Annotated in this window: 6 protein-coding genes; all 6 read left to right on the top strand. The window is 58.6% G+C overall.

What is annotated here, in order from left to right:
* Nucleotide 1: 1 nt before the first annotated feature.
* Complete coding sequence (locus tag CFB45_RS26510) at nucleotides 2-2,482, top strand: glycoside hydrolase family 108 protein (protein ID WP_218828875.1); 2,481 nt, start codon at nucleotides 2-4, stop codon at nucleotides 2,480-2,482.
* 1,511 nt (nucleotides 2,483-3,993) lie between these two features.
* Nucleotides 3,994-4,251, top strand: a complete 258-nt coding sequence (locus tag CFB45_RS26500; protein ID WP_089428094.1) for a PAAR domain-containing protein — start codon at nucleotides 3,994-3,996, stop codon at nucleotides 4,249-4,251.
* 3 nt (nucleotides 4,252-4,254) lie between these two features.
* Entirely contained in the window at nucleotides 4,255-5,493 is a 1,239-nt protein-coding gene (locus CFB45_RS26495) for a hypothetical protein (protein ID WP_089428093.1), read from the top strand.
* Nucleotides 5,490-9,305 carry an ImcF-related family protein gene (locus CFB45_RS26490; protein WP_089428092.1) on the top strand — a complete coding sequence of 1,272 codons (3,816 nt, stop codon included), beginning with the start codon at nucleotides 5,490-5,492 and terminating at the stop codon, nucleotides 9,303-9,305. Before CFB45_RS26495 ends, CFB45_RS26490 begins: the two co-directional genes overlap by 4 nt.
* 8 nt (nucleotides 9,306-9,313) lie before the next feature.
* Nucleotides 9,314-10,897: a type VI secretion system protein TssA gene (gene tssA / locus CFB45_RS26485; protein WP_089428091.1), complete on the top strand. Its 1,584-nt coding sequence runs from the start codon at nucleotides 9,314-9,316 to the stop codon at nucleotides 10,895-10,897.
* Nucleotides 10,898-10,906: 9 nt separating this feature from the next.
* Nucleotides 10,907-12,721 (top strand): type VI secretion system baseplate subunit TssF, encoded by a 1,815-nt coding sequence (tssF, locus tag CFB45_RS26480; RefSeq protein ID WP_089428090.1) that lies wholly within the window; start codon nucleotides 10,907-10,909, stop codon nucleotides 12,719-12,721.
* The last annotated feature ends 7 nt before the right edge of the window (nucleotides 12,722-12,728 follow it).

Below are 12,728 nucleotides of genomic sequence, written 5' to 3'. Positions count from 1 at the left end.
TATGGCGACCAAATCAGCACCCAAGAAAACGCCGAAGCAACCGGCGTCGCGCAAACCCACACCCACACCCACACCGACGCCCGCCAAGCCTGCTCTGAAGCAAGTGTCGTTTGCATTTCCGTTTTTGCGCAAAGGGAACGGCAGGTCCGATGCTTCGACGCGATTCACCGATGAGCACGACATCTATCGGATGCTGGCCGAGCATGAGCCGTCCGGGACATATCTCGCGAGCAGCAACGGGATGTGGCACGGCGGAATTCATGTCACGGAGGCTGGCGCGGGGCAGTCGCTGGACCTCGACGGAGGATTGCGCTGTATCGCCGACGGCGTGCTGATCGCGTATCGCGCCAACAAGACCTATCCAGTCAGCAAGATTGCAGCGATCGATAACGGATCGCCGTACGAGGCGCCGTACAGCACGGGCTTCGCGTTGGTTCGGCATACGATGGAGTTCCCAAGGGACACGAAGCTGACGTTCTACAGCTTGTACATGCACCTGATGTCCTGGGAGGACTACGCCAATTTCCCGAAACGGGAGAAGCCGTCGTATTGGCCGCGGCAATGGCTGGTGACACAGTATGCGCAGGATAAGTCAGTGTCGGGCAAAAGCGGTCAGGCTCCCGATCCGACGCAGCAGGGGCTGCGAGTTCGCAAGACTCCGAACGGTGTAGTAGCTATTGGCATCCTTCCCGAGGGAGCCAATGTCGGCATCGGGAAGATTGAGATGAAGAACGGGAAACCGTGGGGGCAGCTGACGGATCTCTATGGGTCGTCGCTGTATCCGCAGGAAGCGGGGGCATATGTCGAGCCGTCGAGTGCGATCGGCGGGTGGGTTTTTCTCGGACAGGAAAACGGTGGGCCTGTCGCCGAGGAGACGGTCGAGGACACATTGTTCGATCAGGTTGTGGTGGTAACGGAACAGGCCAAGCCTGGCGACACCCCTGGCATTCCAATCAAGGCGGGGGACCTGATCGGGCATCTGGGGCGATACGATTCGTTGAATCAACGTAGTTCGGGTGCTCGAATTGCGCACATCGAGGTCTTTTGCGACGACAGCATCGAGTCGTTCGTCGAGCAAGGGCGCACATGGGTCAACCAACACGGTCCGCGCAAGGAAGACTGGACAGCGCTAGGGCTCCCTTCCGATCCAACCATTTTGCGAATTGAGCCGGGCACGGTGCTGTATCAGCGTGCGGCGGACAACAAATTTGTACAGGGCGCGGATCCGCAATCGAGAAAAACCGACCGCGTGCAAGTGTATTCGCTCGCCGAGTTAGCGCGTGATTCGAAACGACGCGTGCCGGAGCCTCGTCCGAATCCCGATCCAGGTTTCTCCGTGAGTTGGTGGCACGTTGATGGCGTGAACGAACTAGGGCAGCCGATCGAGGGTTGGGTGTGTGACTTTAACCACCCAGGAGGGGGGCGGGTCACACGGGAATTCGCACAAAAGTGGATCGACTTTCAGTGTGTTTCGGATGCGCATGATCCCGCACATACGATCTTTGCGGAGACCCAAGCGTGGGTTGATTACGCGAGCGGCGCAAATGTGCCGGATCTCGCTTCGCGTTCGAAGCTTAGCCCGCTGATGCTCAAGGTGTACGACGCACTGTTTACGAAAGGCGATGGTAGCCGCGCGGCTGTCGAACTTTGTACGTTGTCGAAGACCGAACGGGAAGGATATCCATGGTTAATGCAAGCGGCGTCGCGGTTGATCGTCAAGCACGAGAGCGAGTGGGCAAATCCGTCAAAGTGGAAGCAGTTGATTGTTGAGTTGGAAAAGCGGACGGGCCCGAAGCCGCAGCATGAGGAAGAACAGACGCGGATCGAGAAGCTCGCGTGGTGGGATGAGGTGAAGGCCAAAATTCAGGGTTTACCTGAAACGAATGTTTACCACATCAATCCGATCGCGATCGCTGGAAATTTTTTTGAAGAGTGTGATTGTGCTAAAAAATTTAAAAAAATATCACCAATTATTCTTCGCCATGAGGGTGGGTATTCGAATAGAAAGAATGACAAGGGCGGGGCGACCAATCACGGAATTGCGTGGAACACTTGGCAAGCCTATGCTATGGAAGATTTGGGCATTGAGCCTACTCTCGAAAATCTAAAAAATTTGACAGATGAGCAGGCCGAGACAATATATGTAAAAAGGTACTGGAAGCCGAAGGGCTTCTGCAAATTTAAGGATTTGCGCGTCGCGTTGATGGTGTATGACTGGACGATTACGTCTGGCGGGGCGGCAAAGCAGATTCAAAAGTTGATTAACGGGAAATATGGCGGAAATGTCACTGTAGACGGCGGAATGGGAGGGGAAACCGTAGGGGCTCTAAATGATGTTTCCGATCAAGATGCTTTGCTGCAGGATATTGCGGAAATTCGTCGTCAATACTATACGAATCTAACTGTCAATGACTCGACTCAGCTTGAGAATTTAAAAGGTTGGCTGAATCGAGTAAATGATTGTCTTGGTGTGGAGATTTAGATATGAGGGTAAGGTTGCTTCTTCAGCTTTCAATTGCCCTTTCGGCACTGGTATCTATCTCTGCGTTTGCAACGGATCGGAATTTTTCGGGGCGATGGGTATTCACGGAGGTGGTCGTTGGACAAAGTAAACCGTACTCCACGTTCACTGTCACAATTGACGAGGACAGGATGGGAAATGTCCGTGGCAGATATTGCTTTATCACTCAGAATGGAAATAGGATCGATTGTAGTCCAGACAATGAGCTCAACATCAGCGGTCGAATCTCGGGGGGTAAAAATAAGGCAATTGTAGGATTTTATTCATTTTTTGGGGCATCTGGTGGGGTGGCTGAAATAACGATGATTAATAATCGGTTGCTATGGAATGTTATTGAGAAACCGAGGGGTGGTGATTATTACGGTCCAATTCATGCCGAATTGCGTAGGGAAGATCTTCCGGCGCGTCATTCCGGTGAGAGAAAGATCGTGGTCGGGAGGGCATTTTTGTACGATAGCCCGTCAAGTGTGCAAGCAAGTCGCATCTACGTGGTTAAGGGTGACTACGTGAGATTAATAGAGGTTTCGTCTGATTTGCAGTTTTGGAAAATAGAGTTTATGACGAAGGGTGGGAGTCGACTGGTTAAATGGATTAATTGCTCGGACATTGATTTTTGTGCTAGGTGATGATGTGTGAGGGATGCCAAGGATGGAGTGGTTGTTCGTCGTGGATTGTTGTTGTGGAGGCTTAAAAATATCGAGGTGGTTTTTGTGTTAAATGGGTGCGCTATTTTCATCTGTATTTATTGGTTTATGCTTTGATTTTAATATTTAGAGTGTTGGTGATTTGCTTGGTGCGGAAGGGTGGTTGGATATTTTAAATATTCATCGGATATGTAATTTTTCATAAAAATTCTTGTTAGCGGATCTTTGTATGTGTTGGTCGGTTGTTCAACATATGCCGTGGCCGGCGGCAACCAAACTGTTCTCGTCGGATATTTCGAGGGCGGCGCCATACCGGGGAGGTTTGTATATGAAGATAATGTGGGTGGTTCATGGTTGCTGATCAACTACTACTCGCCAACGCTAAAGAGGATATTGACGTATAGCGTGGCTAAGTTTGATGAATGTAGTGCAGTGGCAATGTGTAAAGTTAAGAATTCGCGTCAGGTGGCAATTGATGGTAGTTGATTCGGTCGAGGGGTAGATATTTGGGCGCATTTGTGAATGGGGTAATAAGAAAAATAATTGGTGTCTTGTCGAGGAGGTCGCTGGTGAGAGGGGCGAATCTTCGTCGGAAATTGCTAGTGCGTCGGAGTATGTTTCTCATATAGAAAATTGCCAGCTGTTGGGCTGGTATAACTTTGTTGTGAGTCTATTGATAGGATGTCGCATGATTTTGTGTTTGGGTTGAATAGTCTGATCTTCGCTAGGTTAAATTTTTATGATGATTTGATGTTGTGGTGTTTGGAGGTGGTTGATTGTGTTGATTTGGAAGGGTGTCGAATTTTAATGACCTTGCATTCTATTTAAATGAAAAATCTCGTATACGAAGGTGACGCAACGAGCCACGGCGGCAAGATCTTGACCGGCTCGGATCGCATCAAAGTGAAGGGGCGCCGGGCTGCTCGCATTGGCGACAAAGTCTCATGCCCGATCCACGGCGACAACGAAATCGTCGAAGGCAGCTTCAGGATGAAGGACGGCACGATACCGCTGTCGCGAGACGGTGATCACACACGCTGTGGAGCCGTCCTGATTGCTTCGTCCTGCGGAGCGTGGGTCCGGTAAGCGATGCCTATCGATTTCAATCGTGTGCCGCCGCGCGTGAATGTACCGGCTGCCCCCCGGGTTTCGATGATCGTCTGGACAATCCTGTTTGTCCTCGTGATGGGAGTGGGAGCAGGGCTGACGATCACGCTCTGGCCGACGGACCGACCTATGAACACGTTGTGGTTCTGGTTCTGCGTCGTGGGTTACCCATTTCTGGCCTGGGCATTCCTGCTGTTCGCGTGGCTCGGATACGGCTATGCCTGCCGCAATCAAGCGATTGCGACGAATCGCGTTAGCGATGACGCGGAGCAGTCGTGCCATGCAATGGCAGCCAGACCTTTGGCGATCCTGGGCCATACCTGGTGCGTCTCCACGAATGATTCGGAAAACTCGCTCAAACAGATACTGATGGGGGCCGAAGGGACGATGTTGCGACAAAGCGGCGCGGTGGCAGATAGAAAAGTCAACGCACGCTGGCTCACTCTTCCCGATGTCCATTTTTATCCGGGTAACGAACTCACGGAACATGCCCGCCATCATGCCGTGTGTGCATGGTTGCTCAAGCGCTTGATAGACAACCTGCTGCCCCAGCTCCGGGCCTTGCCGCAGGGAGTGAGGCTCCACGTCGAACTATGTCATCGATCGAGGCTGAAGGCCGAGGTCGTCGAAACTCAAATACAGGAATTACTCGCTGAACGAGTACCTGCATTGCAAGTGGATATCAGTGCCAGCGACCCAGCGCTCACCGTCTTCAGAACGGATGCATGGCACGACAACCGGGACGCCCAAAGCGCCTACCTTCTGATAGCGATTGAGCTTCGTGACGCAATCAGTGCCGTCTTGTCTAACGGCGTTGCGGAGGCGGGCGTCGCCCTTCTGGTTGGACGCCCACGCCTTGCGTCACCGTCCATGGCCACCGGACTCCTTTTACATCGACCGGCCCAGGGCTCGCCTGAAGCCCCTGCCATGACGCTCGAGCTTGCTGCCCGGTCGGGACAGTCGTCATCCGATCGTCTACGCACGGTATGGACGCACGGTCTGATCGGCGACGGTATCAGTTGCGTCCGACAAGCCGCGTCATTGCCGGACGAGGCACGCTGGATCGAACTCGAGACGTCAGTGGGCGACTGTTCGGGCGCAGGGCCGTGGTTGGCCGTGGCCCTTGCCGCGGAAAGGGCTCGAACTACGGGCGATCCGCAATTGGTGCTTTGTGGCGAAGGTCAAGAACTGATCGCCCTCATGTGCAGAAAGCAGACATGAACGACAACAAGAATGAAAGCAAAACCCGGTCGGCCGGTTTCTTCATCGGTATCGCGGCCCTCATCATATTTCTTGCGCTCAGTCTCGCCGTGTGGGTAGAGGGGCCTCGTCGTGGGTGGTCGCTTGAGACCCGGATCATCGCTGAGCTTTCCTTGACATGCGCGTTTCTGGTGGCGATCGTGGCGGCCAAGTTTTTCGAATGGGTATTGCTGAAAATTGCAGCGCTGAGGGCGTTCAGATGGTTTGCTCGTTTCGATGCAGGAAAACGCGCCGAATCTGCTGAGCGCGACGATTCGGACGATTCATCACAACAGGTCAATCCCGCTGCGGCGCTTCGCGACCTCCTGCGTGACCGTCACGGCTGGCGCTGGCGCTACCGTGACCGCTGGTTGCTCGTTGCCGGCGACACCCCCCTGGTCAAGCGTCTCGCCCCCGAACTCGCCGAGACCGGGTACGTCGTTCTCGGTAACACGGTTGTGTTGCACGCAAACCAGATTCGCGACCAGCTCGACACCGATTGGCTCGATCAAGTCCGCCGTCTGCGACGCCGTCGCCCGGTCGACGCGATCGTAACTGTGACACGGGACCGTAGTGCCGCGAATACCCCGTTCGACACGGAGGAGCTCGCGACACGTCTTGCGCGCCACGCGCGTGCACTGCGCTGGGCCGCGCCTGCCTATTTTTTGAACGTTACGGATTTCGGTAGCGAGTGGCCGGATGCGGATGAAGCCATTGGCCTGACGTGGGCCAACACGCGGATGAATGGAGCGACGATCGATGCATCGCTGCGAAGCCTCGTCGACAACCTCGCGGATGCGGGTGTTGTACGTCTCGCGGCGGATGCCCGTGATCATTATCCTGCGGAACTGTCTCAGCATGTTTCGAGGCTGCACGATGCACTATCGAATCTGGTACAGAAAACTGCCGAATCCAACGTCTGGAGGCATGCGGTCCACGGTCTGATGTTTGCGCCGCTGTTCAAGGAACGTGACGTAATGCCACTGGGTTCCGATCCCGAGAACGACGACGATACGCCCGGCAATCCTCAACACCGAACCATCTGGCAAACCATCGCCGACCACAGCCGCAAGGTTCACGGTCGCCGTAACGGCTTTTCTTTGTCGACCACGGCAGCCTGGCTGACGACTGCCCTGATCGGGTGCTGGTTTGCCGGCACGATGCTATCCGGCTTCGCCAACCGCGCAACGATCGGAAGCGCAACGGATACGGTCGCGAAGCTCACCGGTCCCCTAAACCCGACGCAGTCGCTGCAAACGCTTGTTGATCTCGACAGGCAAATGGACACGCTCGAAATCCATCAGCGTAGCGGTGCGCCTTTGGCTACCCGTTTCGGCCTGAACCGCGACCACGCGCTACTCGGCGCCCTTTGGCCCTACTACGCCGAAGCCGCAACCCGCGTCCTCGTCGGCCCGATCCGCCAGAAGCTCGAAGCGAGGCTGCATCAGCTCGCGTCCCTGTCCGACGTGGAAATCGCCAGTGGCGGCGATGCTCAGGTACAGGCCGCTTACGACACGCTCAAGACCTACATGATGCTGGCCAAACCCGAGCGGGCGACAGCTGCATTCCTGATACCGCAACTCGCTGCGACGTCAGCACCCGAACGCCCGACCAATTCACAACTGTCGAAGGGCAGTTGGGAGGACTTGCGTCAGCAAGCGATCGCGTTCTTCGCGAATCACGTTGGCCGTGGCGCCGCATCCAGTCAAGTCGCGCTGGCGATTGTCCCCGATAACAACCTGATCGCGTCAACCCGCCAGACGATCATCGGTGTCCGAGGCATCCAGAACTCAGGAGACGCGATCCACCAGCAGATCATCGACGAAGCGACACCGAAATACCCGCCGCTATCACTCGCGACGCTGCTCGGCGACGCGGCGTCGCAATCCTCTGCCGGCAGCGCAACGAGCCGTGGCCTGTTCGGCACGACCGCGACCGTACCCGGTGTATTCACACGTGCTGCATGGGAAGAGCGAATCTCGAAGGCCATCGACGAGGCCGGCGAGCAACGTGATGTGGCAAGCGACTGGGTGCTTTCCGACACCAAGGTTGCCAACGCGTCACCCTCGACATTGAAAGCTGAACTGCGCCAGCGCTATTTCGACGACTATGCGCGAGCATGGACGCTCTTCCTCAACAGCCTGCGCTGGCAACCCGCCCCGACGCTGTCGGCCACGGCCGACCAGTTGACGCTGCTGGGCGATCCGCAACGCTCGCCGCTCGTCGCGTTGATGAATGCGATCGTCTATCAGGCAGGCACGGGAGCCAACGCACAGTCGCTGTCCGATACGCTGATCAGCAAGGCGCAGCAGTTGGTCGGCACGGACGAAAAGGACCCGTCGAAGCAGGTAAAACCTCAGCTTGCGCCGCTTGCCGCCGCATTCGGCCCGATCCTGCGTCTGACCGGTAGCGATCTCGCTTCCCGAGCACCATCCGGCGGCAAGGGGAGCACACCGCCTGCAGCAACCGGCGACCTGAGCCTGGCACGCTATCTGGAGCGGGTCACGGCGATGCGCCTGAAGACATCGCAGATCGTCTCCAGTCCGGACCCGGATGCGATCGCACGTCTGGCCGCGCAATCCGTGCTGCAGGGCAAGACGTCCGATATCGCCGACAGCCGCGATTACGCGAGCCGTGTCGCCGCGAGCCTCGGTGAACAGTGGTCAGGCTTCGGCGCACTGTTCCGCGCGCCGTTCGATCAGTCGTGGCAGGTCATCGTGCAACCGGCCGCTTCGAGCCTGAACGAGATCTGGCGCACCGCGATCCTCGCCGACTGGAACAAGACGTTCGGTGGGCGCTATCCGTTTGCGGATTCCGACAACGACGCATCGCTGCCCGAGATGGCGCGGTTCATGCGTCCGGATAGTGGCGTGATCGCGCAGTTCGTGACATCGCAACTGGCCGGTGTCGTCGAACGGCATGGCGACCGATGGGTCGCTTCGCAAGGTACCGATTCCGGGGCATTGACGATCGATCCGGCGTTCCTCAACGGGTTGAACAAGCTCACGCGCACGTCGACGGTCCTGTTCCCGTCCGGCGATGCACGCGTGCGTTACGAACTGCGGGCCGAGCCGACGCCGGGTGTCACAGATATGCGATTCGTGCTGTCCGGTCGCGAACTGCATTACTTCAACCAGAAGCAGGAGTGGACACCGTTCGAATGGCCGGGACAATCGCTCGAGAACCTGTCGCATATCGAATGGCAGACGGAGCAGGGCGGGTTGCGCACCGCACTCGATTCGCAGGGGCGCTTCGGTCTCGTTCGGTTGCTGGAGCGCGCCAAGGTCGTACAGCAGGACAACGCGCGCTATCTGCTGACCTGGACGCCCGACACGAGCCAGGGCATTCCGCTCAAGGTGCAATTGCGCAGCGAGGCCGGCGGCGGTCCGCTCGACGTTCTGCAGTTGCGAAATTTCACGTTGCCGACACGCGTCTTCGTAACGGGCTCGCAGAACACGGGGCCGCGGGTTTCGGCGATCAGCCCGCCGCCGTTGCCTGCATCGGCGATCGCGGCCGCGAAGCATGCGGCTGTGCCGTTGCCGCCGGGGCTTCCGGGCGGGCGCCCTTTGCCGGACGAGGCCATGCCGGCGACGACAGCGCAGGCATCCGGTCAACGCGCCACGCTCGAACTTGCTCAGGCGAAAACGCGAACCGCTGAACCTGGGTCGGCGAAACAGACGGCCGCGCCGAAGGCCGCGATTTCGCCATTGGCGACCACGTCGGGACTTGCCGATTCCCCCTCCGGTCCGTTCGGGCATGCCCTCAGGCTGCTGGGCGACGCATTCGTTTTTTGAGGCCTGCCATGACGCTTGCCAATTTTGTGAAGACACTCGTCGGCGGTCCCCGCATCGATTCGCTTCAGCGGGCACGGACGGATACCTGGGCCACATGGATTGCACCGATACCGGGCGAGCATGCATACGGACGCGATCCCGGCTACGAAGACGCATTCTTTGAACTGAAGGACGAAGCCGGCAAGCTGTCGGGAATCGATGACGGGTTGATCGTCCGCACATGCGAACACCTGCTCAAGGAGACCGGCAAGGATTTACGCCTCGCCGGCTACTACGCGTTTGCACGCCTGCGGCAGGACGGCCCAGCCGGGTTCGCCGACGGACTTGAGTTGGCCGCTGCACTCGTCGACCGGTTTGGCGAAGCGGCTTTGCCCGTCCGTCACGAAGCCAAGAAGGCCGCGCTTGAAATGCTGGCGACTGCGCGTGTGATCGAGACGCTGGATAGTCGTGGCGACTTTGTGCCCGCTGATCTCGAACGCACGTTAGCCGCGCTCGACGTGCTCGTGACGCATACGGCCGCGTGGCCCGATGCTGCCCGTCCGAATCTGCAGCCACTCGTTTCTCGCTTCGAGAAAAAGGAAGCGCCGGCACGCAGCGTCGATTCCGGCAAGGCGATGCCGGCAGCGACCGTTCCGGGCAAAACGTCGGCCGGTTCAATTGCGTCAACACGCGATTTACTCGATCAGGCACGCGCGATGTCGGCGTGGCTCCGCGATCAGGAAAACGGCTACTTGCCTTCGGTACGCATCGTGCGAAGCATTCGGTGGGACACGCTTCATGACGTGCCGCCGTCGGATGCGGCGTCGCATACGCGTCTGGCGCCACCACGCGCTGAGTTGCGTCAGCAGATGAAGCGCCTCGTGCTGCAGAAGCACTGGCACGAGTTGCTGGAGCGTGTCGAAGGGGCGTTCATGGAAGGCGTGAATCACTTGTGGTTCGATCTGCAGTACTTCCAGCACGCGGCGCTCGATCACGTCGGTACGCCGTACAGCGCGTGGCGAGAATTGCTGCGTGCCGACTTTGCACTGTTTCTCGAACGATTGCCGGGCATCGAACGGCTGGCGTTCAGCGACGGCACGCCGTTCGCCGACGACACCACACTCGAATGGATTGCCCGGCATGCGGTCGTACGTGATCTGGAGGCCGGCGAGACGGTTGCGCCGCTGCCAGTTTCCGCGGATAGCGAGAGCGATGCAGCCGGCGACTGGCCGGAGATCGAAACCCAGGCGCGTGAACTGGCTGCCCGCGAGGGCATCGAGACGGCTTTTGCCTGGCTCGAAGCGTTGCCCGGCATGAAAACCGATCGACATCGCTACTTGCAGCGGCTCGTGATGGCCCGGTTGGCCGATCATGCCGGCCGTCACGATGCGGCGCTCGCCCTGCTTGCCGAACTCGACGGAACGTCCCGCTCGTTGCCGCTGATGCGCTGGGAGCCGGCGCTGACGTTCGAGGTCAAGCAACAACTGGTCAAGGCGCTGAAAGCGATGAGCAGCCGCAAGGACACCGACAAGCCGGCGCTTTTCCGCCGTATCAGCGAGCTGCAGGCGGAGCTCACGGTACTCGATCCCGTGCGCGCATTGACCCTTTCGTAACGAATTCCCATGGACAACAACGATTCCATCCTGCGCTACTACGAAGCGGAAATGCGTTACCTGCGCGAGTCCGGCAAGGAATTCGCGAAGGCGCATCCCGACCGCGCGCGCCTGCTCAATCTCGACCGCGTCGGCGATCGCGATCCGTACGTTGAACGTCTCTTCGAGGGCTTTGCGTTTCTGACAGGCCGGCTGCGGCAAAAGCTCGACGATGAACTGCCCGAACTGACTGAAGGGCTCGTCAGCCTGTTGTGGCCGCACTATCTGCGGATGATTCCCTCGCTGTCGATCGTCGAGCTGACTCCATTCGCGGAGAGGCTGCAGAAGACCGAAGTCGTGCCGGCCGGCGTACCCGTGCGGTCCGCACCAATCAACGTGCCGTCGTCGGGCGGGGCAGAGGGCGTGACGCCGCGCACGGTGCAATGTCTGTACCGGACGACGCAGGCCGTTGCGCTGCAGCCGGTGTCGATCACGCATGCCGGACCGGCCGTGCGCCACGACGGTCGCTCGGTGATTCGTCTCGGTTTCTTGCTGCACGGTTCCGCGCTGCGCAGCGAAACGGATTTGTCGCGGCTTCGGTTGCATCTGAACGCGGATCTGCCGATCGCATTCGCGATGCATCTTGCGTTGACGCGTCAAATCGATGCGATTGACTGGCGCGTTCCGGAAGTCCGTGACGGCGAACCCGTGCCGCTCACCGGCGTGACAATCGAACCGGCAGGGTTTTCGACGGAAGAACGACTGTGGCCCAAGGCCGATGCGGCGTTCTCGGGATATCAACTGCTGCTCGAATACTTCACGTTTCGCGAGAAATTCCTGTTCGTCGATCTGTGCGGGCTGGATCTCTCGGCGCTTCCCGAAAAATCGACCCGCTTCGAGCTGGAGATTCTCCTGAAGAGCGCGTATCCGTCGGATCAGCGTTTCAACGCGGAGAACGTGCGGTTGTTCTGTTCGCCGGTCATCAACCTGTTCGAACTGGATGCCGAACCGATCGAGATCGACCATCACGAAACCGAATATCGCGTGGTGCCGGCCGGCCATCAGGGCGAGCATGTCGAGACGTATTCGGTCGATGCGATCGCGACGTTCGATCACGACTCGGCCGAGCGCTACGAATACGTGCCGTTCGCGACGTTCCGGCACCGCGGCGGCATGCTGCGGCACGAGGCGCCGGAGCGCTATTTCCACACGCGCGTGCGTTCGGGCGTATCGGGGCTGCACGAAATGTGGGTGATACTCGGCGGCCACGCGTGGGAAACGATGGACACGCTGCCCGAGGAAAGCCTGTCGCTGCGTGTGACGGGCACGAACGGGCTGCTGCCGCGCAAGGGGCTGCGCGAAGCGAGCCTCGACGAACTGGCGGCCAGCACGCCCAATGTCGCGGGCGTGCGCAATCTCGCATCGCCGACGTTACCGCTGTATCCGCCGACCGAAGATCGCTTCCAGTGGCGCGTGCTGTCGCATCTCGCACCGAATTTCCTGTCGATGATGAACGCGGAGGTGTTGCGCGGCGCTTTGGCGCTGTACGACTGGACGCACGAGGAACTGAACCGGCGGCGGCTCGCCGGCATCCTGCATGTGTCGCAGGAAATGATCGAGGAGGTGTCGGGAGGAGCGGTCGAGAGAGGTGTCTTGATCGAAGTCACGCTCGATGCGCATGCGTTTTCCGGTGAAGGCGACGTGATGCTGTTCGGCGAACTGCTGCACCGGTTCTTTGGCGCATACGCGGAGATCAATCTGTTCACGAAGCTGGCGATCGTCAGCCTGCCGTCCCGCTCGCGGACGGAGTGGCCGCGCAGCAAAGCTCAGCGGGCGCCGCTATGAGTCTTTC

Source organism: Burkholderia sp. HI2500 (assembly GCF_002223055.1).
Taxonomy (GTDB): domain Bacteria; phylum Pseudomonadota; class Gammaproteobacteria; order Burkholderiales; family Burkholderiaceae; genus Burkholderia.
This window is presented reverse-complemented; position numbering and strand designations above follow the sequence as displayed.

Coding starts and splice junctions, on each gene's coding strand:
- tssA (WP_089428091.1), top strand. CDS start 9,314: ATGACGCTTGCCAATTTTGTGAAGACACTCGTCGGCGGTCCCCGCATC.
- CFB45_RS26510 (WP_218828875.1), top strand. CDS start 2: ATGGCGACCAAATCAGCACCCAAGAAAACGCCGAAGCAACCGGCGTCG.
- CFB45_RS26490 (WP_089428092.1), top strand. CDS start 5,490: ATGAACGACAACAAGAATGAAAGCAAAACCCGGTCGGCCGGTTTCTTC.
- CFB45_RS26500 (WP_089428094.1), top strand. CDS start 3,994: ATGAAAAATCTCGTATACGAAGGTGACGCAACGAGCCACGGCGGCAAG.
- tssF (WP_089428090.1), top strand. CDS start 10,907: ATGGACAACAACGATTCCATCCTGCGCTACTACGAAGCGGAAATGCGT.
- CFB45_RS26495 (WP_089428093.1), top strand. CDS start 4,255: ATGCCTATCGATTTCAATCGTGTGCCGCCGCGCGTGAATGTACCGGCT.